The organism is Micromonospora sp. DH14 (assembly GCF_029809455.1).
Classification (GTDB): Bacteria; Actinomycetota; Actinomycetes; order Mycobacteriales; family Micromonosporaceae; genus Micromonospora; species Micromonospora parva.
The window spans coordinates 227,762-252,331 of sequence record NZ_JARVKT010000007.1; the positions used below are offsets into that span (position 1 = coordinate 227,762).

Annotated in this window: 24 protein-coding genes; 20 read left to right on the forward strand and 4 right to left on the reverse strand. The window is 67.4% G+C overall.

Annotated features, from left to right (window positions below):
* Positions 1 to 48 precede the first annotated feature (48 nt).
* Complete coding sequence (locus tag QCZ28_RS12575; protein ID WP_279516825.1) at positions 49 to 1,044, forward strand: ATP-dependent DNA ligase; 996 nt, start codon at positions 49 to 51, stop codon at positions 1,042 to 1,044.
* Between the two features lie 321 nt (positions 1,045 to 1,365).
* Here QCZ28_RS12575 and QCZ28_RS12580 read toward each other — a convergent pair whose 3' ends face one another.
* Complete coding sequence (locus QCZ28_RS12580; protein WP_279516826.1) at positions 1,366 to 1,833, reverse strand: hypothetical protein; 468 nt, start codon at positions 1,831 to 1,833, stop codon at positions 1,366 to 1,368.
* A 505-nt stretch (positions 1,834 to 2,338) separates the two neighbouring features.
* Here QCZ28_RS12580 and QCZ28_RS12585 point away from each other — a divergent pair.
* The 3 genes from QCZ28_RS12585 to QCZ28_RS12595 all read left to right on the forward strand — a co-directional run bounded on the left by QCZ28_RS12585 (position 2,339) and on the right by QCZ28_RS12595 (position 5,666).
* Positions 2,339 to 3,334 (forward strand): hypothetical protein, encoded by a 996-nt coding sequence (locus tag QCZ28_RS12585; protein ID WP_279516827.1) that lies wholly within the window; start codon positions 2,339 to 2,341, stop codon positions 3,332 to 3,334.
* A gap of 318 nt (positions 3,335 to 3,652) precedes the next feature.
* Positions 3,653 to 4,762: a hypothetical protein gene (locus tag QCZ28_RS12590; RefSeq protein ID WP_279516828.1), complete on the forward strand. Its 1,110-nt coding sequence runs from the start codon at positions 3,653 to 3,655 to the stop codon at positions 4,760 to 4,762.
* A 523-nt stretch (positions 4,763 to 5,285) separates the two neighbouring features.
* Positions 5,286 to 5,666: an Lsr2 family protein gene (locus QCZ28_RS12595; protein ID WP_279516829.1), complete on the forward strand. Its 381-nt coding sequence runs from the start codon at positions 5,286 to 5,288 to the stop codon at positions 5,664 to 5,666.
* A gap of 141 nt (positions 5,667 to 5,807) precedes the next feature.
* Here QCZ28_RS12595 and QCZ28_RS12600 read toward each other — a convergent pair whose 3' ends face one another.
* Positions 5,808 to 6,050 carry a hypothetical protein gene (locus QCZ28_RS12600; protein ID WP_279516830.1) on the reverse strand — a complete coding sequence of 81 codons (243 nt, stop codon included), beginning with the start codon at positions 6,048 to 6,050 and terminating at the stop codon, positions 5,808 to 5,810.
* 374 nt (positions 6,051 to 6,424) lie between these two features.
* A complete protein-coding gene (locus tag QCZ28_RS12605; RefSeq protein WP_279516831.1) occupies positions 6,425 to 6,934 on the reverse strand; it encodes a topology modulation protein in 510 nt (169 codons plus the stop codon).
* 597 nt (positions 6,935 to 7,531) lie between these two features.
* Here QCZ28_RS12605 and QCZ28_RS12610 point away from each other — a divergent pair.
* From QCZ28_RS12610 to QCZ28_RS12685, 16 genes are all read left to right on the forward strand, one after another.
* A complete protein-coding gene (locus tag QCZ28_RS12610) occupies positions 7,532 to 8,092 on the forward strand; it encodes a hypothetical protein (protein WP_279516832.1) in 561 nt (186 codons plus the stop codon).
* A 398-nt stretch (positions 8,093 to 8,490) separates the two neighbouring features.
* Entirely contained in the window at positions 8,491 to 9,039 is a 549-nt protein-coding gene (locus QCZ28_RS12615) for a hypothetical protein (RefSeq protein ID WP_279516833.1), read from the forward strand.
* Between the two features lie 94 nt (positions 9,040 to 9,133).
* Positions 9,134 to 10,273, forward strand: coding sequence for a DUF932 domain-containing protein (locus QCZ28_RS12620; RefSeq protein WP_279516834.1), 1,140 nt, complete (start codon positions 9,134 to 9,136; stop codon positions 10,271 to 10,273).
* 148 nt (positions 10,274 to 10,421) lie between these two features.
* Complete coding sequence (locus tag QCZ28_RS12625; protein ID WP_279516835.1) at positions 10,422 to 10,958, forward strand: hypothetical protein; 537 nt, start codon at positions 10,422 to 10,424, stop codon at positions 10,956 to 10,958.
* 159 nt (positions 10,959 to 11,117) lie between these two features.
* Entirely contained in the window at positions 11,118 to 12,824 is a 1,707-nt protein-coding gene (locus QCZ28_RS12630) for a ParB N-terminal domain-containing protein (RefSeq protein ID WP_279516836.1), read from the forward strand.
* A 268-nt stretch (positions 12,825 to 13,092) separates the two neighbouring features.
* Positions 13,093 to 13,977, forward strand: a complete 885-nt coding sequence (locus tag QCZ28_RS12635) for a hypothetical protein (protein WP_279516837.1) — start codon at positions 13,093 to 13,095, stop codon at positions 13,975 to 13,977.
* Complete coding sequence (locus QCZ28_RS12640) at positions 13,967 to 15,235, forward strand: ATP-binding protein (protein ID WP_279516838.1); 1,269 nt, start codon at positions 13,967 to 13,969, stop codon at positions 15,233 to 15,235. The genes QCZ28_RS12635 and QCZ28_RS12640 overlap by 11 nt, the downstream gene beginning before the upstream one ends.
* Positions 15,236 to 15,611: 376 nt before the next feature.
* Positions 15,612 to 16,055 (forward strand): hypothetical protein, encoded by a 444-nt coding sequence (locus tag QCZ28_RS12645; RefSeq protein ID WP_279516839.1) that lies wholly within the window; start codon positions 15,612 to 15,614, stop codon positions 16,053 to 16,055.
* 280 nt (positions 16,056 to 16,335) lie between these two features.
* Complete coding sequence (locus tag QCZ28_RS12650) at positions 16,336 to 17,013, forward strand: hypothetical protein (RefSeq protein ID WP_279516840.1); 678 nt, start codon at positions 16,336 to 16,338, stop codon at positions 17,011 to 17,013.
* Between the two features lie 501 nt (positions 17,014 to 17,514).
* Positions 17,515 to 19,041: a hypothetical protein gene (locus QCZ28_RS12655; protein ID WP_279516841.1), complete on the forward strand. Its 1,527-nt coding sequence runs from the start codon at positions 17,515 to 17,517 to the stop codon at positions 19,039 to 19,041.
* A gap of 159 nt (positions 19,042 to 19,200) precedes the next feature.
* Positions 19,201 to 19,911, forward strand: coding sequence for a hypothetical protein (locus QCZ28_RS12660; RefSeq protein ID WP_279516842.1), 711 nt, complete (start codon positions 19,201 to 19,203; stop codon positions 19,909 to 19,911).
* Between the two features lie 86 nt (positions 19,912 to 19,997).
* Entirely contained in the window at positions 19,998 to 20,513 is a 516-nt protein-coding gene (locus QCZ28_RS12665) for a hypothetical protein (RefSeq protein ID WP_279516843.1), read from the forward strand.
* Between the two features lie 500 nt (positions 20,514 to 21,013).
* On the forward strand, positions 21,014 to 21,658 hold the full coding sequence (locus tag QCZ28_RS12670; RefSeq protein ID WP_279516844.1) for a GGDEF domain-containing protein: 645 nt from the start codon (positions 21,014 to 21,016) through the stop codon (positions 21,656 to 21,658).
* A 144-nt stretch (positions 21,659 to 21,802) separates the two neighbouring features.
* On the forward strand, positions 21,803 to 22,246 hold the full coding sequence (locus QCZ28_RS12675; RefSeq protein WP_279516845.1) for a hypothetical protein: 444 nt from the start codon (positions 21,803 to 21,805) through the stop codon (positions 22,244 to 22,246).
* 136 nt (positions 22,247 to 22,382) lie between these two features.
* Positions 22,383 to 23,060 (forward strand): hypothetical protein, encoded by a 678-nt coding sequence (locus QCZ28_RS12680; protein ID WP_279516846.1) that lies wholly within the window; start codon positions 22,383 to 22,385, stop codon positions 23,058 to 23,060.
* A 244-nt stretch (positions 23,061 to 23,304) separates the two neighbouring features.
* Positions 23,305 to 23,982 carry a hypothetical protein gene (locus tag QCZ28_RS12685; protein ID WP_279516847.1) on the forward strand — a complete coding sequence of 226 codons (678 nt, stop codon included), beginning with the start codon at positions 23,305 to 23,307 and terminating at the stop codon, positions 23,980 to 23,982.
* Between the two features lie 60 nt (positions 23,983 to 24,042).
* On the opposite strand, the gene QCZ28_RS12690 is transcribed toward QCZ28_RS12685, so the two are convergent.
* The gene (locus tag QCZ28_RS12690) at positions 24,043 to 24,429 is read right to left on the reverse strand and encodes a hypothetical protein (protein ID WP_279516848.1); all 387 of its coding nucleotides are present in this window, start codon (positions 24,427 to 24,429) and stop codon (positions 24,043 to 24,045) included.
* Positions 24,430 to 24,570: the final 141 nt, after the last annotated feature.

Here is a 24,570-nt window from a genome sequence, read left to right on the forward strand (position 1 = left end):
TGCGCCGCGATCAACCTAGCGTCGGGGCGTTGGCGACGGGGGACACTGATGCTGCGACCACCGATCGAGTTGATGCGCGCCGCCGGCCTATCCCAGCTGCCGACACCTCAAGATTGTCGGGGTGGCTGCGCGTACGAGGTGAAGTGGGACGGCTGGCGTGCTGCCGCGTTCGTGACCGGTCCGGGCGTCGAGCTGCAGTCCCGCTCGCTCAAAGCCCTTGCCCCGTACTTCCCCGACGTTGTCGCGGCCCTGTCCCGGCTACCCGTTGGTGTCGTGCTCGATGGTGAACTGATCTACTTCGACCAAGCCGCCGGCCGCACCTCCTTCGCCGCGCTACAGCGGCGGGTGACCTCAGGCCGGGCGCTCGCCGAGCAGGTCCGAGCCCGACCGGTCACCTACGTCGCCTTCGACCTGCTGCACGATGTTTCCGGCGATCTACGCAGCCTCCCGTTCGCAGGACGCCGTGCCCGACTGGAGCAACTACTGGCCCGGCAGCCCTCCTCGTTACAGGTGTGTCCGCAGACCCTCGACTACGACGAGGCGCTGCTGTGGCTTGAGGCGTACGCACCGCTGGGCTGCGAGGGATTGATCATCAAGGATCTGGCCGGCACCTACCGGCGTAGCGGCTGGTGGAAGTTCAAGATCAGGAATACGGTCGAAGCGATCATCGGTGGCGTCGTCGGTACCCGCGACGCGCCTTCGGCAGTGCTGCTGGGCAGGCGCGACGCTCGCGGCAAGCTGCGCTACATCGGTAGCAGCGCAGCACTGACCGCTCCGCAACGGCACGAACTCGCCGGCCTCGTCACCCCGATCGCGCAGGACGCACGGCACCATTGGCCGCAGCCGCTCCCGGCGACCTGGCTCGGCCAGTTCGACCGCGCCGAGCCCCTCGCCTACCTCCCCGTGACACCGTCAGTGGTCGCCGAGATCATCGCGGATCAGGCGTACGAGAACGGCCGTTACCGTCACCCGGTCCGGTACCTACGCCTGCGGCCAGACCTAAACCCGGATGAGGTGACAACCTGGTCCGTCGACACTCCGTAGGAGACGCCGGGTCATGCAGGAACGCATCTATGGGCCTCCGACGGAGGGCGTCGACCCCGCGGGCTGCAGATCTGGCACGAGTTCGTGATCCCGTCCGAGCTGATGAATCATCGCCAAGTGAGGTTGCCCCTTACGGAGACGCTCAATTGCGCTGACTGCTAGTAGCGCGCTCCATCCGAGCGCGAGAACTTGCTCAGTATCGAGACCTGTCCCACCACTCGGCCGTAGCGCCGGAACCTGATGTTCTCCTCGCCAGTGCAGGTAGGAGGTCAGCGTCGCGAGGCTGACGTGAACGGCGCCCGCGAGATCCCGGAACAGAGGCTAGATACTTTGGGTCCCACCATCGACCTCCCTCGCGACCGCGGGAAGGTCGAACTGGGGCTCGCCTGGCGGATGCTGGAGATCCCCCCGCAGCTGCGGTGGGATGATGGTTCCGCCCCGCTGGAGGTCTTGAACGATGTTGCGGTGGATGCGGTTCATCGAGCCGATGATCTCGTCCTCGCCGCCCGCGGTGTGCACCACCCACTGCGCGGCGAGGGCGTGTTCAAGCGCGACGCGGGCGTTGACCCGCGCGGCGTAGACCAAGCCTTGATCGTGCAGGGAGAGTGCCGCGGTGACCTGCGCCATCGCGTGAGCCACGACTGGGTAGGCGGCGTTGAACTTCCTGATCGCACTGCTTTCGACCTCGAACCCGCCGGCTGCGCGCCAATGCTCGAGCGCGGCACGGGCCGCTGACAGGTGAAGCCGAGCGAGCCGCTCAAGCTCTTCCGTCTCCGCAGTGGTGTCCACCTTGACCTCTTTTCATTATCGATAGCACTTTATTCCATGCATCCCCCTTGCCGCAGGAATCGATGCCGTGGCTGCCCGGCGATTCGCCGGACCAGCCACGGACCAGAGCTGCTCGCTGTCAGCGCGAGGACCCGCACGGCACGGCGTCGGCGAAGGCCATCGCGGCAACGGACGGCGCGACCACTATCCACCTCGGGGAGTTCGCCGCGCGGATGTACGCCCTCGCGTTCGGGCCGGCAGGGCTGGATCGGGCGCAGGCGGCGCTCAGAGCCTTCACCGCCCTGTTGCTTCCTGAGCGCCCTCCTAGCCGAAACTGACCAGCCCTGCCAGCGCCGATGCCGCCGCCATCACCGCGCCGGGCACGCCGCCGGGCCCGAACAGGAACCCGGTTAGGCCCCGTCGGGGAGCTGCTGGTCGAAGCTACGGGCACGACACACCAGCAGAGCGGTGGGTCACGTAAGGCGACATCTTTGAAACTGTCAGTGGTCGACCGTAAGGTGCGTTCGTGGCGTTGATCTATGCGATTGAGGACGAGGGTGGCGGCTGGCATGGCGACCCTGGCAGGACCTACCAGGGGATGGGCCCAGCAACGTACGCGACGTTGACGTTCCGGCCGGGGGCCACCGATCCCGGGGTCGACGGCCCATTCGCCGGGCAGAGGCTGCGCGTCGCGGTGGCCAGCATCGAAGATCGGGTGGCCGGTGAGGTCGCCTACCGGCTCGATGACGGCTCGGTGCACTACGGCACCGTCGAGGTGGACGAACTCCTGTTCGGTCTTGACCTACATCGGCTGCCCATCAACTCCTGGCCGCCGCCCACGAACGACCCTGCCCCGCCCGCGTCCGGCAGGCCCGTGGCCAAGAGGCTGGCGCCTCCGGCCACACTGTCTTGGGAGGTCAGCGACGCCGGCCGCCACTACACGCTGACGCTCACCACGGGTGTTGACGGCCCGAACGTCGAGGTGATCGGCGCCGACAACGCCGGCAACCTCATCGCCGAGTTCGCCGGGTACCTGCCGGGCGGTGATCTGTCGCTGGTTGCGCGGGTGTTTCTAGCGGCCTTGACGAACCCCGGACCGTCGACGCGTCCGCCCTCGCCGCGTCGTGCCCGGTCATGGTCGGAGCAGGAGACCGCGTACGTGGCCAGCCGCCACCACGAAGGGGCTGACGCCGAGACGATCGCCCGCGACCTGGGGAGGACGGGTAACAGCATCCGGTACAAGCTGCATGCTCTGGGCCTGGCCCCATTCCCTGGCCCGACTACCAGCCGGCCGCCGACGCCGCCGCGAACGCCGGCCTACAGAATGGAAGACCTCCGCGCCGTCCATCCCAACTCACACATGCCGTGGACGCCCGAGGAGGATAAGCGGCTCGCCCAACGCGCCGCGGAGGGCGCGGACACCTCGGAGCTGATGAAAGAGCACGGCCGCAACCAGGCAGCGATCACCAGCCGCCTGGCACGACTGGCGGCCACCGGGCAACCCAGCTCCCCGGCTAACTGAGACTGCGTCCGCCACTCGCCCGGGAGTGCCGGCGGCGGGCACTTGATCGGGTTGAACGCTGGCAAAGGTCTGTTCGGGAAGCAGCTGTCCGGCGGTTGGCTCACGGAGGACGGCCGTCTGTTTACAGTTGACGCGGCGTCGGCCTAGGTGCCAGATGGCGCAACGATCGCCTGAACATCGACAAATCCACAACGCCTTCGAAAAGACGTAGTTCCAGCGCGTCAAGGTCGTGGTTCACTAACGGGAACCAGCGTCCCCGGCATAATGGGGCCCTCGCGACCGCCGGCCGGCGGCGGGCACGTTCTAGGGCCAGGTCCGGTGACCTTCTACGCGTTGCTCGACGACGGGACCAAATCGACGCTACTCGCGACCTGGCCCACCGGACGCGGCCACCAAGCCACGACGGTCTGCCCGATCGCTGCCGGCCTTGGTGAGCTCGCCACCCAACTGTGTGATGCACTGACCCAGCTGTCGCAGGCGATGTGGCACACATACACCGACCAAGAGTCGACCGGCGACCCCAACCAGCAGATGCGACAGCAGGAACGCGGCGACGGCATGTCCCATGTCGTGGAGGCGCTGACCAACCCCAACCTTCCCGACGACGAGGGTGCCCTGCTCATCTCTTACGACCCCGTCATGGAGTGGGCCCACACCAGCGGACGTGTCCTGCACACCATCGCCGACCCCGCCGTCACCGCGGCCGTCACCACCGACGTGACCCACGAAATCACTGCCGTACAGCGCGCAGGACTAGGAGACATCACCGGCCGAGCCATTCAAGCCGTCGCGCTCAACCACATCGACCCCTCCCCCGTCCAGGTCGCTGCCGCCGACCGTCTCCTACACGAGCAACCCCTCGGCACGCCCCAACTGTGGACGGCCATCGACCCGGCGGCCTCCTGCGTCGCCGCCGCGCACTGGCTCACCGCTGCCGCCGAGGTCACCGCCGACAAGGCCGACCTCGATGCCACCAGCGTGTTCAGCTACGCCGACGACATCGAGGCCGTCTCCGTCGAGGTGCCCACCATGATCGTGCGCGCCATCCTTGAGCAGGACACACCACGCGACATCGTGACCGAGCTACTCGCCGACGCGAACATCGTCGCCGCCGGCCGGCACCCCGACCCGGTAGGCCTGCCCGCACTCGTCGATGCCGCCCGTGACCAGGTTCAACGGCTTAAGCCACGCGACCGCGACATCGCCCTCGCCGGCCTACTAGAGCCGCTCACTCCGCTGGACCCTCGCCGCCCCAGCCGCGATCTACTCGAACACCTCCTTGACGGCATCCGCGCCTGCCTCGTGGTCTACACCAACGAGATTGACGAACACGGCCCGCCCGCCGAGCCGTCCGGCTTAGTGCTGAAGCAGTTCCGAGACGCGGTACGCCAGCGGGCTGCCCTCACCCACCATCGCGTGCACGCCTGAGCCTCGCCGCCGGGATGAACATAGTCGGCCTGCCAAACGGCACTGCGGCGCCGGCCGCCGATCCGACCCTTGCCTGCGGGTCGCCGCGTGGATGACGTCGTTGAGGCGCCTCCCACCGACCTCGCCTCAGCGTTCGCGTCGACGCGCGAGGCGGAGCTGGCGAATCGCGCCTCTGGCCCGCGTACCGCACCAATCCCGCTCGAACACCTACCGCCCACCGACCGTCGCGACGGTCGGTGCCACCAACAGTTCGGCGCGGCCGTCAGCGACCACGGGTAGCCAACTGCGCGGGTGCGCCGGGCGACGAACTAGCGATTCAACACCGGAGCACAGCGCCCTCCGGCGGTGCTTTCGTGGACCCTAGGTCCATCGCCTGACGCCGGCTCCGACGCCGCCGACATCAGCTGATCCACCTCGGAGTTACTGGGCAAACATTGCCAGCGACCGAGACCCCATTTCGTCAAAGCCGCAGGGGAGGTTACTGTTTTAGTACACATGCTGCAGAATTAGGAAGGACGAGGCGGTGGCTAAGCGAGTCATTCACCAGCTGGTCGACGACCTGGACGGCGGAAGCGCCGACGAAACCGTCAAGTTCGCCCTCGACGGCGTTCAGTACGAGATCGACCTGTCGGCCGCAAATGCCGCGAAGCTGCGCGACGTGTTCTCGCCGTACACGGCCAACGGCCTCAAGGTGGGACGAGGCGGCGTCGCGCGGTCCGCACGAGGCAGCCACAGCGCGGCGGGTGTGGGCAGGTTACGTGGTGGCCGTACGGGCGGAGTCACGAATCGGGATCAGAACAAGGCGATCAGAGACTGGGCCAAGAGGGTCGGCAAGGAAATTTCGGATCGAGGCCGGATCCCCCGAGAAATTGTCGCCGAGTATGACGCGACGGCCGGACGCTGATCACCTATTCGACGCTGCATTTACGTCGGGATAGAAGGCACCGGCACGTCCACCGGTGGGGCGCGGCGGTGCCTAACCTCGCTGCCCGCCCGCCTCACCTTGCTGCACAACGTGCCGCTTGATTCGCGGCCACATCGGCTTCTAAGGCGGCGTGCCACCTTGCTGTTCGCGCCACCGCCCTGCGGAGTCGGCGCGCAAGAGACGATCGATCATCGCCGCCGCCTCCTCCTTTGAATCGTACGTCCAGCGCAGCACTTGCCCGGTCTCGCTGTCTCCAGTACGAGCCACCACCTTCCATCGCGTCTGACGGATCAGCCACACATCGCGCCGGGTCAGGCGTCCCCAGACGCCGTTCCACCACCGCCTCACTACCTCCTCCGTCACCACCGGATCGTACATGCGTTCGATGAGCAGGTTGCGACTGCAGCGGTCGGCGGGAGAGTACGGGACGCTTGACCGGCACCGAACGTAGGCTCAGCGCCCGAGCCGGGTACGAACACACACGCGATTGCGGTGTGCGAGCACCTACCGCCGGGTCGGTAGCCGCCGGGCGCGTGTCTGCCGACAGCGGCCAAAACGCTCGGCTTCCGACAGGCGCTGTCTAAGGGTCTGCCAGGCCAAGCCGGAGTGCACGGAGCGCAGCGCCGCCAAGCCGGCTCGCGCGAGTCCGCGCCGTTGGTAACGGGGCAGCGTAAGGGCTGTTCGGACCATCCGAGGCGGCAGCGCCGGCAGATCCGGACTGCGACCGCCATGGCGGCTCAGGGTCGATTGGCGCCGATGCTACCCAGGAGTTGCGTGGCGTGCCGTCGGCTGGTGAGGGTCACGTACTGGGCGTGCTGCCCGTGCTCGCGGATGACGGCGGCGATGCGCGGCCTCATCTTCTTGCGGTAGCCAATGATGTATCGGATGAACGAGAGTGTGATGCGGTCGTAGACGCCGTCAGGGTGCTGGCCGCCGCAGTAGCGCCAGCGGCGCTGGACGATGCCCCAGAGACAAGTCCAGGCGGGCGCGTCGAGGAAGATGACCGTGTCTGCTCGATTCACCCGGATGTACAGGGTGGAGGCATGATTGCCGTCGATGATCCATCGGTCGGCCGCGGCCAGCCGGCGCTGAATGGCGGCGAATTCGTCCTTGGTTTTTCCATTCCAGTTTTCGTCGTAGTAGATGGCGTCGAGGTTGATGACCGGGAGATCGAGCAGGGCAGCGAGGCGGTGAGTCAGGACAGTTTTCCCGGCCCCACCACAGCCGATGATGGCAATGCGGTTCATAGCCGGCGACGGTAGCGGCGGCGGGAGGGCCGCAGGCGGAGACAGGCCGTCATGCGCGCGCTCTGGTTTCTCGCGCGGCGAGGACGCCACCAACCAGCAGTTCCCCGCCGGCTTGGGCAGATGAGACCGCAATCGGCTGACGCCCATGGGGCGGCGCTGCTCGCACGGGGGAACGAGCAGCGCCGTCCCATCGACGATACGTCACCTCCCGAACCATCGCTGCCCCCAATGAAGCGACCAGGCCTGCATGAAGACCCCGACGACCCCCAGGACCCCGGCTTCTGCGGCAGGCGGCTAGGCCTGTCGGCAGACCACCACCAGCATGCGTCACGCCCGCCGGGCTCCGACAGATTGGGCCTTTCCCGGATGGCTCTGGCCATCCGCTCCCTGAGCTGCGTCCTGCGCCGGTGGTCCGTTCCCGTGACGGTCGTCGACGGACTGCTACCATCGGAACCTCTTCGGCCCCACACCGCATTCGCGGCGTGGTGTTGGGAGCGTTGGTTGTTTCACGCGGCCGGGGGGTTGCCACTTCGTTCGTTCGCGGACGTTGTTCCCCCGGTCGTTCCAGCCGCTGGCCACTCGCGGGCAGGAACAGACATGGAGATCCGCTACATCGGTGGCCGCCCACACACCGACATTGCTGGCGCAGCCGAGCTGACCCGGCGGTCCGAGGCGACCGTCCGACTCAAGACATCACCGAAGCAGCGAGAGCAGGGTTCCGGCTGGCCAGCGCCGGTTAAGCAGGACAAGAAGTCATGGTTTCCCGTCGACGAGCTGGAAAACGTCCGGGACATCCTCCTGCCGCGAATCGTCGAGGCGGGTCAAGCACGCGTTCACTGCGTCGACCTCGTCGGCGATCCAGAGGCACTGATCTCCGCGACCGAGTTTCGGAAGATTCTCGGCATCAGCCAAGGGACATGGGACTACTACGTCGGCCTCAGCAGAGCGGCGTGGGACCGCGGCGAGGATGGCTACCTTCCCCGGTTTGACGTCGAAGAGCCGGCCCCTGCACAGGGAATGATCCGATACTGGAAACGCCACCGAGTGCAGGCGTGGATCAACAGTAGGACGGGGAAGGTTCAGCGCCCCGAGGGGTACGGAGCAAGCCAGTCCCCAGGGCCGGGCGCAACGGCGTCCGCCCCTACTTCCGGCTACTAGCCCCGGACGCAGCCCTCGTCGTCTCTGCGTCTCGAATCGGCCTCCGGCCGATGGCCTCCCGCCGGGTCAGCGTCCCGCCGCTGAACCGCGGCGCCTCGCCGGCGAGGCAGGCTCCGGGATGAGTCAGGGCAGCGTCGATTCTTCCCGGCGGCCTGCCCCAAGGGACAACCATGTTCGGGGGTGAGTCGCAAACCCACACCCCGGGCTTGCGACTCACCCCCGAACATGGTGGATCGAAGATCAGGCCGCCGGGAAGAATCTTCAACCTCGCGCACGGATGCGCGAAACGCGCCCCAAGAGACCGACCCGAATAGCACGGACTCCGGTAATCATGTATCATTAAATACATTGGTTGTGGAAACCCACACCACCGAATTTAGCCAACAACAAGGTGACCCATGCAGCTCGTGCACGTCCAGTTTCCACGCCGCCAACCCGAGGTGCATCGCAACGACTGCACAAAGCCCCGCACTCAGCGTTATCGGCGACCGACCATCATTCAGAACACCTACGACGTCGCCACTCGCCGCGACCTCATCCTTGCCCTCCACCCGGAGACGGAGCCCACAAACTGGCACCAACACCTCGACTCCCTTGACCTCACCTGCTGGTGCATGTGCGTCATACGAAGCGAGCCCTACACGAAAGCACAGTTGATGACGCTGGGTCGCCACAGCCTCCATAACGGCGTGTCTGAGGCGTTACGCGATCTCACGCTCAGTCAAATCCGTAACAGCGAACTGGCGGACCTCGCCGCAGAGGCCAACGACACCGCGCTCATCGGTGTTCTTGAGACCATCCAGGCGGCAACCGCCACTCTGCGATACGCGCAGCTGCAACTCATTCCGGATCACCCGCGCCCCCTCCCGCCATCCGCCACCACCGGGCCAACCGGGCACAACGACCCCGCCACCCAGAATCCCATTCGAGAGAACGGCCCCAACTAGACACAAAGGACCGCGTCATGTATCATTAAATACATGAGGGAGGGGCGGCAACCCCCGACCGAATACCAACGATTCCCGACCGAAGGAAATCACCGTGAGTGGAACGCTCCACACCATTCCCCTGACCGCCCGACACGCCAGCCTGGCAGATCTGACCGCCATCCTCAACGCCCAGCACAGCCACAAGCTCGACATCGTAGCCGGCACCGGAATGCTGCGCGCCGAAGCCGGCCATCTTCGCATCACGGGCGCAGAGCCGATCCTCACCGACACCGGCGTCACTCCCGCCGATGGGCGGTACCTGCCTACCGAAATCGGCGACGCTGGAATCGGCGAAAAGCTCGGCATCCCGACCGCCTACCTGCGCAAGACTCGCGCCCAGGCCCTGCACCTCTACGACGCCAACGTCAACGGCTGGCTTGATCTCCAGCACGGGAAGCGATACCTCGCCCGCTGCCTTTCAGACGGCAACGGCGGCGGAATCCTGCGCGCCTTCCTCAGCGACGGGTACAAGATCATTGACCACCTCGACGTGCTGATGTCGGTGTTGTCCGGCATCCGCGAGTCCGGGTTGCGGGTGGAACTCGCGTGCGACCTGAGCGAGCGACGCATGGTCGTCCGGGTCCACTCCGAGGCCATCAAGTCCCTCGCCCCCACCCTGCTGCGCAACTACCGCAGTCCCTTCACCGGAGCAACCGGCGCAGACAACCCGACCGTTTTCGCGGGAATCGTCTTTGCCAACAGCGAAACCGGCTCCGGTGCCATGAGTGTTACCCCTCGCATGGTCGTGGAGGTCTGCGACAACGGCGTCACCATCACCAAGGACGCGCTGCGCTCCGTGCACCTGGGCGCGAAGATGGACGAGGGCACGATCCGGTGGAGCAACGACACCCACGAGGCAAACCTCAGTCTCATCGGCAAGCAGGCCCGCGACGCGGTACGCCGCTTTCTCGACGTCCGTTACGTCCGTCGCAAGATCGAGGAGCTTGAAGAGAAGGCGGGTCGGCGGATTCCCGACCCCGACACCACCATTCGGGTTGTTGGGCAGCGGCTGCGGTTCACCGAGGATGAGCAGCGGCTGATTCTGAACCACTTCATCGACGGCGGGGATCGCACCGCCGGAGGAATGCTGCACGCGGTCACCAGCGCGGCGCAGACGCTCAGCGACCCCGACGCCGCGTTCGACATGGAAAGCGTCGGCGTACGCGCCATGGAGATCGCGGCCACGGTCTGACCGGCCTCGCCGGGTGCCGCTCCGCCGGCACCCGGCCCCCCGGCCGAGCCAGCTCATCGCCGGCTCGTCCGTCACCTCGGGTCCGCACCCGTACGCGAGTGCTCCGCGTGCCGCCTCGCGATGTCCTTCCACCCTTGATGGAGCAACCATGCCTATGTTCATCGGGCTACCTCACGGTGTGTCGCTACCCCGCAACCTGCGCGAGCCCGACGCTCGGCACCTCGTATCCGTTCTCGCCCGCACCTTCCATTGGACCGGCCCCCTGTTCGGCCGCATCGAGGTTGAGGAATACCTGAAAGCCCAGGCCGACGACCCGGCCAGCCTCCCTAGCCCGGCGCTGAGCGAGGACGACTGGCAGCGCGTACAGGCGACTGCCGCGTGGAGGAGCCTTCCCGCCGCTGCCCACCGTGCGATCGCCACGGCGGACATCATCGGTCGCGCCCTTCGGCAAGCGGGCCGGTGCTGCGCTGACTGCGACATCCTCATCTCCGGTCCGCCGACCGCCAACTGGGGCCTATGCCCGATCTGCTTGAACCGCGCGGAGATCACCGATCTGCAGTGTCGCCCCTGCCCGGCAGGCGACGGCGCGAGCCCGCACCGCTGGGATGACGGCACATGCGCTGGATGCACGATGCCGTCCCCGCCCAGCCGCCCGCACCTCACAGCCCTGCCTACAGCGGCCTGACGGATCGAACACCGTTCCTTGACAACTCCACAGCGCACGGCGCGCAGCCCGCCACCGCCGCTACCGACAACAACCCCGCAAGCCCCGGCGCGCTCTGGACGGCAACCCCAGACGCGACCGGACAACCAACACACCCACAGCCCGAAGGGAGCACGAACCGTGCTTACGGAAACCGCACCCGCACAGCAGCTCGACCCGCCGGTTGAGACCGAGGCCCCGAACAGCCCCCAAGACGCCGTATCCCTGACCGAAGCCGACGGAGCAACCGCTACCGACGCAGGCGTCGAGGACACCGACGAGGCCCAGGAAGCCCCCGCCCTACCCGGCCGGCACCGCATGGTCCGGGTCAAGAACATCCAGCCGAACCCCGGCAACGCCCGCGACGATGCGCAGGCCCTGCCCGGCATCGTGCAGAACCTGCACCAGGACGGCGTTCGCGGCCTCCTCTCACCTCTCATCGTCGTCCCGCTCGGACCGGACGAGAACGGCCCGTATCTGATCATCGACGGCGAGCAGCGTTACCGGTCCGCCGTCGAGGCCGACCAGGAGTGGATCCAGGTCATTGTTCGCGAGGACCTGGCCGCCAACCGCGAGCAGATCATCAGCATGCTTCGGCAGGTTCACCGTACGGAACTCACCGCAACTCAGCAGGCGAGAGCCATCGAACAACTCGCCCTCGACGGCATGAGCGACAAGGACATCGCCGAGCGCACCGGCTACCAACCGGAGCACATCAAGGCCGGTCGGCAACTCGCCACCCTGGACAAGCGCACCGCCGAGCGCACGCAGACCCTCGGCCTGGACCTCACTCAGGTCGCCGCACTCGCGGAGTTCGCCGACGAACCCAACCGCGTCGAAAGACTGCTAGAGGAGGCCGAAGAAGGCCCATTCGCGTTCGCCCGTGCGGTAGAGCACTATCGCGGCGCCCGCGCCGCCATCGCCGCAGAGGCGGCCCGCCGCGCCGAACTCGCCACCGCCGGGGTGACGCTGCTGTCCGAACACCCTCGGTACAACGACCCCAAGATCAAGGAGGTTACCGACCTGCGCGACGCCGAGGGCAACCGCGTCGACGCCGAGGCGCACAGCGACTGCCCGGGGCACGCTGTTCGGCTGTTCCTCGCCTACGGCGACCGGCTGTCGGAGACGAGCTACTGCACCGACTGGCGCAAGTACGGCCATGCTCTTCCCGCCCACGCTGTCACCTCCACTCGCAGCGGTCCCATGACCGAGGAGGAGAAGGCGGAACGGCGGCTGGTCATCGGGAACAACAAGGCCATGGAGATCGCCAACAAGGTCCGCCGCGAATGGCTGGCCACGTTCCTGACCGCCAAGACCCCTCCCAAGGGCACGGCGAAGCTGATCGCGGACATGCTGGCCGACTCCGGTTACATCCTTTCCACCTGGGTCAACGGCGGCCGGAAAATGCTCGACGACCTTCTGTCGCCGGGCAAGGCCAAGCGTCCCGGCACCAAGCGCGTTCCCGCCCGGGGCGTCAGCGACGGCCGCTACTCCGTCATCTCTCTCGCGGCCATCGCCGCCGCCAATGAAAGCGGCATCACCCGATCCTCGTGGCGGGCACCCGACCCGGCGGTCGCCAAGTGGTTGCAGTGGTGCGTCGCGAACGGCTTCCAGGTCGGCGAGGTCGAACAGCTCATCATCGACGGCGTCGCTAACCGCACGAAGCAGCGCGCCGGCCTCAGTGTGGTCGCCGCCCCAGAGCCCGACGAACTGCTGATCGGAGGCGACGCCGACACCATCGACACCACCACCAGCGCGGACGGACCGGACGAAGGGCCGACCCGCGCCCTCCGAGACGACAGCGACCAGCCCTCGGGGTCCGAGCTGGAAAGCTCGCTCGCCGCATAAGCCTGCCGGTCGGGGGTCATACCAGGCCCCCGACCGGCACGGCCACCACCACCGCAACGGCCGCGCCGACACCCCTGGTCGTTCGTCGCGTCACCGAGCACCGCCAAACCTGACGCGCGGTGACGGAGCCGGGGCGCATCGAGCGCCCCGGCTCCGACGAGGGGCGCTCACGCGCCGCCCCCTCGCCTCCCCCGGCTCGGCGCTCACCCGCCGTCCGACCGGCACGCAATGACCGCGTCACCACAGGCCACGCTCCGAACGGACCACCATGCCCTCAAGAACTCCACCCTCCCTCCCTGGATCGGGCAGCTCTGCCGACCGCCTGCACGTTGTCCAATACTCCGGAGGCATCGCAAGCTGGGCCGCCGCGCAACGTGTCGCCGCCAAACACGGCACCGACCGACTGGTCTTACTCTTCGCTGACGTCCTCACCGAAGACCCTGACCTGTATCGCTGGCTGGACGACAGCAGCGCTCAACTCGGTGTTCCCATCACGCGCGTTGCTGACGGCCGCACCCCCTGGCAGCTCTTCCGCGATGTGCGTTACCTCGGCAACAGCCGCGTCGCGCCCTGCACTCTCGCCCTCAAAATCCGCCCGTGCCGGCAGTGGCTCGACACTCACGCAGACCCCGACTCCACCACCCTGCACATCGGACTCGACGCCTCACCCCGCGACCGGCGCCGCTCACCCGCCATCGCCGCCGGCTGGAAACCCTGGTCGACCCACTTCCCCTTGCTGGATCCGCCGCACCTCAACAAAGACGACCTGCTCGCCTGGGCCCGGCGACTCGGGCTACGCCCACCGCGGCTGTACGACCTCGGGCTACCGCACAACAACTGCGGCGGAGCCTGCGTCCGGGCCGGCAAAAGCCACTGGGCGCGGCTACTGCAGGTCCTCCCCGCCCACTACGCCGCCGCCGAAGCGGCCGAGGCCCAACTACGCGAACAGCTCGGCGATGTCGCCATCCTCACCGAGCAGCACCAACGGCAACGCCACCGACTCCCCCTCTCCGAGCTGCGCCACCGCCTCACCGCCAACCAACCGTCACGACCGACCCAGACACCGCCAGATTCAGAGCTCAAAGCGGCAGTTATTGACGCTTCGGGCCCTGAAACAAGTACGCTGGTGAGCGTCCCGGCGATTGGAGCTTGACCGCGCCATGCTCTTGCGTTTCCGCACGACCAACTTCGCCTCCCTGCGCGACGAGGCGGAAATCAGTCTGATCTCCGCCAACGAGCACCCGGACGTCGCCACCCGGCCGGTACCGCGCGAACAACTGCGCGCGCTTCCAGCCGCCGGAATCTTCGGCCCCAACGCTTCCGGAAAATCCAACGTGATCAACGCCCTGGGATTCGCCCAAGACGCTGTCCGGCTCTCTCACCAACGCTGGCTGCCGGACGAGCCGATCCCAGGCCGTCAGCCGTTCCGACTCGACCGCGACAGCGCGGCCCGACCCAGTGAGTTCGTCTTCGACCTTGTACTCGACGACGTGCGATACGAGTACGGCTTCTCGCTCGACGATGTGGCCGTCAGGCGAGAGTGGCTTTACGCGTTTCCCAAGGGACGGCGTCAGGTGTACGCAGAACGCGACGCGGACCAGATGCGCTTCGGCAACAACCTCAGCGGCCCGAGGGAATCGATCGCGCGCGCGACGCGACCTAACAGCCTCTTCATCTCTGCCGCTGCAGCCAGCCATCCGCAACTGGGAAGAATCTACCGCTGGTTTACCCACGGTCAGACGGCCACGGCCGGGCTACGGCACGACCCGCCGGCACCGAAGGCCCTTCCCGACAAATGGATGATCGCCCTGCTCCGCTTCGCCGATCTAGGCATCATCGGAGCCGACATCCCTGCGGCAAACTCGGTGAACGACGCACCGACTGAGACCCCACCCAGCGACGGCTTCCGGACGACAGCACCCGGTCCTACGGTGGAACTACTCCACGCGGCTGCGACGGACACGGGACAGGTCAGCCTTCCCTGGCGGTCCGAGTCCAGTGGCACCAAGAGCCTTTACAGCCTGCTGCAGCTCATCGGCCAAGCCCTCGCCACCGGCGGGCTACTGGCCGTCGACAACCTCGGTCGCGAACTGCACCCCCTGCTCACCGCTGAAATAGTCGGCCTCTTCCATAGCGCCGACACCAATCCTCATGGTGCGCAGATCATCTTCACCACACACGACATCGGGCTACTCGGCCGACACCAGAACATACGACTCGCCAGGGATCAGGTCTGGCTGACCGAGAAAGACCAGGCAGGCGCAACCCGGCTCTACCCGCTGACGGAGTTCAGAGTGCGCAACGCCTTGGACGATGTCGCAGGCAGGTACCTCAAAGGCCGGTACGGAGCGGTCCCCTTCTTTGACAAGGAACGCCTACTCGGGCCAAACCCCGCCGGGCGGTCGGATTGATGCGCAACGTACCCACCCAAGCGGGGAACCCCCCACGCACCAGGACCAGCCTGCCATAACGACGACAACCCCTCCGACGCCCCGCAGCTACTTCCGATCGCCGCCAAACCAGCCCTGGGCTCCGGTCCGCGCCGGTACAGACCGTTGCTCCCGCAGACACCGGCCGACCCGGCCACTCGCTCCGCTCGCAACCAGCCGCATCGGCCTGCCAGCTCCGCCGTCCGCCCCATCGGTCGCTGACCATCGGGCAAAGCCACCGCACCCCAACCGCCGCCCGCACGTAGACAACACCCCAGAAAGCGGGTATAGTAATGGTTGTTCCGGTGGGAAGGCGAACCCCTCCCGGAACCCACACACCTGCCTCAAGGAGTCAGACATGCCGCCCACTCCCCTCACCGACCGCCTACGCACGGCGGGACGCCACCTGCCGCTGTGTGGTCACTGGCAGTGCGCCGCAACGCCGCCCCAGCCACTCGACGCACGGGCAGACGTGGTGTTGATCCGCGACTGCGCCGGCCGACAGCACCTGTTCCGCGACGGCACCGACCACGGCCTCGTCCTCAACGCCGATGGCGACCAATGGTCGCTGACCCGCGAGCGGTACGCCCACGTCACGTCGGCCGACGGCGAGCGCTGGGAACTGGTGGCCGAGCCGATGCCCGTGTGCGTCGGGGGCTGGAACGCGCTGCAACGCGAGTATGCGGCGCGGCACCTGCCGAGCGGGCGGACCATCGCGCGCTGGGACACCCAGTACGGGCTACTCGCCCGGACCGCCCGCCGCTACCTTCGCCTCGCCGCCCGTAGGCCGTCGCGCCAGTAACGCCCGCCGGTCGGCCACCACCGGACCGCGCGACACCACCACTCGCACCGCCGTACGTCAGCGGGCATGGCAACGGCCGGGGGGTTAGTTTGGCGAACTCCCCCCGGCCGCCTGGTGCCGACGCCACACAGGCCCCCAAAGGCCCATACGCCGAGCACGTGCCGCCCATCCTACGACACCCGCCACCGCCCACCGGAGCAGAAAAGTGATCAAAGTTCGTGTCGGGCGGCTCGCGCAGCCCCTGCGGCCACCCAACGAACCGATACGGCATCATCGGCGCATGGCCACCCGCAATCCCGACGACAGCAGCCGCGTAGGCCGCGCCGAGGCCGCAGCGATGCTCGGCATCTCCCTCAGCCACCTGGACAAGCTCTACGGCGAGCGGGCCACCAACGGCTTTCCCGAACGCGTCGACGGCACCAAATGGCTCGCCGAGAACATCACCTCCTACCAGCTGCCCCGAGATAGGGCCCGACGCGCCGCGAGCGCCGCCGTAGACCGCAGCGGCGATCCCGACGAGCTCGTGAACAGCACCACCGTCGCTCACATGCTGGGCTACCAAAGCGCCGATTCACTGCAAGGACAAAACCGAATCTGGCCGCTCCTGCTTGAGCGCGTCGACGACGAATCCCTCACCCCAACCGGCCGTAAGCGCCGGCGTTGGAAGCGCCGCACGGTGTGGGACATCGCCGACAGCCGCACCGGGCAAGGCGCACCCCACACCGGACGGCCCCGCGCCACACCCCAGGGCCACCCAGACCGCTCCGGCGACCCCAACGAACTCGTCGGCGCCCCCGAGGCCGCACGCGTCCTGGGATACAACAGCCCGAACGCCCTGCCCAACGACGTGCTTCGCCAAGCCGACGAAGACAACGTCGGGCCCAGGGGCCGGCACCGCCGCAGGTGGAAGCGCGCGACGCTGTGGGCGATCCTCGATCAAGCAGAGCAGCGCCGGTAGCTCTCCCCGGAACTCGAATCCGGCAACACCCACGCCACTCGTGCGGTGCTGCCGGGTTTCAGGCCCGGTCCTAGCGGACCGGAAACCGGAAGCGGCCTACGGCCGCACTGCCCAAACCCCTTCTCCTTCGGTGGGGGCCGAACAGGCTAGCGACGTGCTCGCTCCGGTCAAGTCCGGCCGCGGCTCACAAAACATCATGCACACCCCGCATGATCTTTTCCTCGAAACCCCGCGCCCGAACTTGACCTCCACTGCGCGCGCCACGGGTCGAGTGAACTCGCCCCCACCGCCGGAAGAAGTGGGGGGGACGCGCCACGACCGCACCTCGCGCGCTGGTCGGCGTACCCGCCGGCAACCACCCCGCAAGATCATCAAAATCTGATGTCCGAACAGGCCAAACAGGGTAGTCACGGCACCCAAGACCGGGTAGAGTAATAGTTGTTCGGAGGGGACGGCGAACCCCCACCGCACACCACACAAACCCCCAACCCAAGGAGACGCATGGGTATCCATGACCGCCCCCAGCCGATGGCCAACAAGTACGGTTGCAGAATCTGCGGCCGATCCCTGACGGCTGTTACCACCAGGGACGAGGTGTTTTTCCTCCACCCCGGCCGCAGCTTCGAGGACCACGATCCGGACCCCGTCCCGCTGGCGCAACTTGCCAACTGGCAGCCCGTGTGTGACTTCTGCTCGGCACCCCATCCTGTAGCAACCTTCGCCTTCGAAAACGTCGACCTAGCGGTCTCAACCGACCGCGCCGACGCGCAGTTGCACAACTTCGGCAACAAGTGGGACGCGTGCGAGACGTGCGCGCGGCTAGTTGAGAAGCGGAACCCCGAAGGTCTCACCCAACGCGCCTACAAGCGCTTTAGCCGCCGAGACGGAACCATTTCGGTGCAAGTCCTGCGCACCATGCACCGGGCGTTGTTCACCGCCACGCCCATCACGCCCGCCCGGCAGCCGATAACAGCGGCCAACAGCACCACCCATCGCGGCAGCGTCGGCACTGCCGACAGCGCCGACGCGGTCCCCACTCCCGAAGTTCGATCACTCCGCCCGCAGATGCTGCCGAAGGTGCGAGACAGGCTCGTACGCTTTTGGCGCAACACTGGCCCGAAGCACCTACTTGACGCGCTTGCCAGAGGCGAGACGTACAAGGTCCCCGGACACATGCTGCCTGGCGCTCCCCTGGACGCGCCAGCCGTCATCGTCGACCGCCACAATCCGGAGCTGCTGCGGCAGCATTGCGCCCTCATGGCCAACCACGTCGAAAACGCGCGCATCTTCTGGATCGACCCCGACTTCACCGCCCTGGCCGCGCACGCTGCGCGCGACCTACCCGACGTTCGCATTGAGCAGGTCGAGATGCCTGCCCCTGACGGACTGCTTATCTGGCACACGCCCGTATACCAGCCGATTGAGCCGATCAGCGGCATGGTGGTGCCGGTCGTCGCCGCGCAATGGGGTCCGGTTCCCGGTGGTGTCTGGGTTTCGTTCTACGGCCCAGCCGATCTCGTCATGCAACGCCAGCGGCTCACGGAGCCCGAGTTGCAGAAGTTCCGCGAGGATATCGGCTGGCTAGTGCCCGCGAGTACCGGCGTAGGGCTGCGTTTTGGCCAGCCCTACACGCCTGCCAGCGAACAGACCCGCGTCATGCTGTGCTCCCTGATCGCTACGTGGATCCTCATCACGCAGCCGGACGCGGAGGTCACCGACGAGCCAGCCGACAAGGCGACCCGCAAGGCGTACCAACGCGCGAACCGGCCCGCCCCACTCGTACGACTCGTGCGGCTGCGCCGCAAGCAGCAGGCACGACGCGAGGCCACTGACGACACGTCGACGCGCGTCTACACCCGCCGATGGTGGGTCAAAGGGTTCTACCGAGAACAGCCCTACGGACCCGGTCGCACGCTGCGCCGCCGCACCTACGTACGCCCGCACATCAAGGGGCCGGACGACGCGCCGCTGATCCTGAACCAACAGGTTCACGTGCTCGGCAACCCCAGGAGCCAGAACGAGCAGTGACAGCGCCCGGGGGAGTCGCCGCACGCGACTCCCCCGCTCGCCCCGCTCTTGTCCGGCTTCCCAGCTAGACACCCGACATAGAACCGGGTATAGTAATAGTTGTTCGGGTGGGACGGCGAACCCCACCAGGACGACCACCAAACCCCAAGGAGATTTCTCGTGAGTAGACGCCGGCTCGACGCCCTCCCCGACCGGGGCGGCTACATCGTGGTCGTGGGGTGGGACCGCCCGCTACACACCTACTTCGCCCAGGTGATCAACGAGGGCGAGCTGAACGAGGACAACCCCCACTACATGCCGCTTTGGCTCGGAGTAGAAACGCGCATCACCGACCCGGACACGATCATCGAGGCAGTGCGTCCGTACGCCGTCGTCCCCGACAGCCTGCGCGCCGACCTTGAGGCGGATCGAGCCTGGGAGGGCACCCGCGACCAGCCCGGATTCGCGCACACGGTCCCGGTCATTCCCGGCCCCGCTCCCCTCGAAACGTCGGGAAAGCTGTTCTACGCGACCGGCAGCGGAACCCTGGCCACCTGCGCCCTACGGGTGTACCGCACCGGCATCTTCTCCGTCGCGGTGATTGTCACCGACGTACCCTCCCGCGCTCCGTCACGGACGCAGCGACTCCTCCGCGCACTGGCCCGCAGGGCCAACCCGCAGCAGACACCGCTCGGGGAGCACGCCGCCACCATCCATGCCATGTTGCGCGTCATCTTCGACGCGTGGGAGGTCGAGCACATCGAGTACACGCCGCATCAGCCCGGCGAGGTCTTCCACGCGTTCAGCGTCGCCGACGACGGCAGCACGACCCGCGCAGCGATTCCGCTTGACGACATGGTCCACCGCTTCGGCGCGGACATCGCTCGATAGGCCGGGCGACGCCCACCCCAGCTCTCCGACCGCCAGGATGCCGGGCGGACGACCCGGCCGGCACCATCCAGCCCGAAAGACTCCTCATGCCCGAGATCCCCATTCCCGTTCCGCTGCGACACCGCCCCACCGTCGGCGGCTTGGTCGTACCGTGGATCACCGCGCAGATGCCCGACGGCCGGTACCGCTTCGGAGCGATCGACGCCGACCGGCTGCGAACGGCCTTCATTGACCAGGTCTGCCAGATCTGCGGCGAACCGATGGACCGGCTGTTCATCTTCGCGATGCGCACCGTCGACTTTGAACGGCTGATCAGCACCGAGCCGGCCATGCACCCCGAGTGCGCCCGCTACAGCGTGACCGCGTGCCCCATGATCGCGGGCCGCATGAGCCATTACCGCGCCCAGGCGTCGGACACCCCTGGATCTGTCGGCGACCCGCACGGGGCTCGTCCCGGACACGCGGCCCACTCGTGGCGCCTATTGTGGACGACCGGCTATCACAGGATCATCGACCCCCGGACCCGGACCCCAGCGGCCGAGATCCCCATTGAACTCTTGCAGCGGGTACAGCGGATCAAGCCGCCCACCCCAGACCGTTAGCCAACGCCACCTGACGGCGGTCCGCACTGGGCCGCCGTGGGGTGGTGCCGGGTTTCGGGCCCGGTCCTAGCGGACCGGAAACCGGAAGCGGCCTACGGCCGCACTGCCCAAACCCCTTCTCCTTCGGTGGGGGCCGAACAGGCTAGCGACGTGCTCGCTCCGGTCAAGTCCGGCCGCGGCTCACAAAACATCATGCACACCCCGCATGATCTTTTCCTCGAAACCCCGCGCCCGAACTTGACCTCCACTGCGCGCGCCACGGGTCGAGTGAACTCGCCCCCACCGCCGGAAGAAGTGGGGGGGACGCGCCACGACCGCACCTCGCGCGCTGGTCGGCGTACCCGCCGGCAACCACCCGGCAAGATCATCAAAATCTGATGTCCGAACAGGCCAAACAGGGTAGTCACGGCACCCAAGACCGGGTAGAGTAATAGTTGTTCGGAGGGGACGGCGAACCCCCACCGCACACCACACAAACCCCCAACCCAAGGAGAGCGCACATGCTCACCGCCTCCACGATCCTGCTCGCGGGCACCACCGCGTCGTGCGTCGCACTCCTCGCACGCAACAGGAAGCTTCATGGCGATCTCATCACCGCTCGTTTCGAGGCCCACCACGACGCCCTGACCGGGCTGCCGAACCGCCGCGCGCTGCTCCTGCACCTTGACTATCTACTTGCCGACCGGACCCGCCCTGTAGCCGTTGCCCTTGTCGACCTCAACCGCTTCAAGGAAATCAACGACGAGCACGGCCACACCGCAGGTGACCTCGTGCTCTGCCGGGTGGCGGACACCCTGAGAGCACTGCGCCTTCCGCGCACGATGGTCGGCCGGATGGGAGGTGACGAGTTCATGATCATCGTCGATGGCGGCATGCACACTGCCCGCAACAACGCCGAAGCCGCTGCCCAGGCGCTCGACTCAACGACGGTCACTCTCGGGGCAACGAACTTTGGCTGTTACGCCAGCTTTGGGCTCGCTCTCGCGGACCACAATGACGTGACCGCCGTTGACCTGATCCGCCGAGCAGACGCCGCCATGTACGCGGCCAAGCGACGCGGCGGAGGCATCAAGGAGTGGCACCAGAGCATCGGCGCGACCGTCATCGCAACGCTCCCGATGCAGCGCCGCCGCTACCGCTTCTAGCCGACCCCGGGTGGCCCGAACCCCCGAATGGTTCGGGCCACCCGAATAGACACAGCACGAAGGAACGGGTATAGTAATAGTTGTTCGAAAGGGACAGCGAACCCCTGTCGGACACCCACCAAACCCCATGCGAGGAGTCCCACGATGCCCACGCTGACTGCTCCCACCGTCGCGCTCCCGGCCCTTCCGTCCGACCCTCACACCCGATATGTCCTGCACCTGCTCGACGTGGCTCGCCGCCGCATGGCGGAGGTCATCACCTTTCTGCACCTGTGTGAGCACGCCCCCGCATGGCCTGCGACACCCACCCGCAGCACCGCCGCCGCCATCGAACTACGCGCGGCCACCGTTGCCCTGATCAAATACGCCCGGCGGCACTGCTGCGACGCCTGCAACCCGGGCCGGATGCGCGCCACGCTGCGACTGGCCGCCTTGCTGCTCGACCTGTGGCAGAACGGCAAGCACCACGTACAGCGCCCCGACGTGTACCCCGCCGCGCTCGCCCATCGCGCTGGACGGCTGTTCGGAGACGCCGCCGGATGGGTCACCACCGGCGACCCCGGCCGCCTGCTCGGCCAACACGTCTGACCTGCGCGCATCGCCCGGCCGCCGATGAGGCGGCCGGGCACGGCACCGCAGACGTCACCGACGCGCATCGAGCGCGCCGCCGCCGGCTACCGCCCGTCTCTCACCCCGCGTCGCATCGCCATTGGAAGGCAGAACCTTGAGTTCCCTCAGCCGCACCGATCGGGTCACCATCGCCCACGTCTGCCAGGACTGGGCCGCCGCCTACTCCGCCGCGCCAGTGAACATGCCCAGGAACATGACCGTTCGCTACCTGACGGACCACCACCTAGAAGCGCTCACCGCGCGCCACGGCCGAGAACCGATCGCGCGGGCCGTCGCCGCGCACCTCGACGCCCACCCCGAAGACCTCACCGCGCCCCGCATCAGCCACCGGGAACGCCGTACCCGTCAGGCCGAACGTGACGCTAACGCCGTCCATTACCTGAAATGCGCATACCGCCACTACACCGCCTCGGAGCCCTACGAGGCGCTTGCGCTCATCGACAGGGCAGAGATGGCCTCACCCACCTATAAGGACTTCAGCCAGTACCGGCGAGCCGTCGAGAGGAAGACGCCGGCCTTCTCCCGTGCTCACCTCACCGACGCGAACCTGCGCCTCCGCGTCACCCTGCCACTGGCCAACCCGCATCCAGGGCCGCCCGTCATGCACCACGGCGGCCACCTTCAGGAATGGGTCTACCCCGGACGTCCCGTAATCGAGGGCAATTGGCTCGCCGCCATCCCCGAACACTGCACCGCCGCCGACGGACTTACCGCCTGGATCGCCGACAGAACGGTACTCGTCTGCACCGGGTGCGGGCTCGACTGCACCTAAGCACCGCACCCCGTAACGCTGGCCGGTCCGAGGGGAACCCGGACCGGCCAACGTCACTCAGTCACGACGCAACATCGCCAAAACGTCTGCACACGCAACGCCCGGCCGCCGCTGAAGCGACCAGGCCAGCGCACCCCCCAGACGTCACCGACGCGCATCGAGCGCGCCGCCGCCGGCTTCCGCGCCCGTCGCCCGCTGCCGTATCCCGCAGCGCAAACCCTCGCGCCATACGAGAGGCACCCGCATGAGACTGACCCGCCCCGAACTCGTCATGATCGCCCACGTCTGCGACGACTGGGCACCCAACTACTACAGCAGCCCAATGGGCGGAGGAAAAAACGAAGCCGTCCGCCACATCGCAGACGGCCACCTTCAAACGCTGACCGACAAGTACGGCCGCCCCACAATCTGGAACGCCGTAGCCGCTCACCTCGACGCCAACCCCGACACGCTTACCGCGCCTCGCGTCACCTTCGCTGAGCGCATCAACCGCGAGGCCGCCCGCATAACCCGGGCTGACGCCTACCTACGCGCCGCATTTCACCATCACCAGGCCGCCGAGCCCTACGAGGCGCTCGCGCTCATCGATCGTGCGGAACTGGCCGCGCCCACCTTCAAAGACTTCACCCAGTACCGCCGCGCCGTGCACATGAAGCGACCGCCCGCAGCCCCGACCGACCTCACCGGCACCGCCCTGCGCCACCGCGCCACGCTCCCGCTAATCGACCCGCACCCCGGGCCACCCGTCAGGTTCCACGGCAGCCAAACCCGAGGATCGGTCTACCCCGGCCACCTGGTCATCCAAGGAAACTGGCCCGCCGCCATCCCCGAGCACTGCGCCGCCACTGACGACGAACTCATGCAGTGGGTAGGCGAAGGAACGGTTCTAGTCTGCACCGGATGCGGACTCGACTGGACCTAACCACGCACCCGCAACGCTGGCCGGTTCGGGCTTTCGCCCGAACCGGCCAGCGTCACCACTTCAGGACAGAGCGCCGCGCGCGACATCACCAGCCGAAGCCGGCCCCGCATTCCCGGGCACCGGGACAGCCGTACGCCGACGACGAGGCACCACCTCGCCCAACTCACCGAGCCGAGCCCGCACCGCAGCCCCATCCGCGCCACGCCGATACGCCCGCACCCGCGCCACGTCCACCCCGGTCAGTTCCGCCGCCAAGCGGTCATCGCGCAACACGGTCGCCAGGACCGCCACGGCCAACCCATGCACCGCCGCAGCCGCGCCGACCTCCTGATCCAGCCGCGCGACAGCCTCACTCCGACGCCGCTGAGCGTCCTGGACCGTCCCGGCGGCCTTCTCGACCGCCCGCACCGCGCGCAGCTCCAATTCCTGCCGCCGCCGCAGCGCCAACGTTGCATCATTCCCCGTTTTACTGGCCATTCCCCGACCGTAGCGACCACCCGCGCCACCTCACCAGATCACGCAGCACGTCAATTCGTCTATTCGTTCGATACTGGCCGCAATTCGTCATCTTCCCCGCCCGGTCGTTCA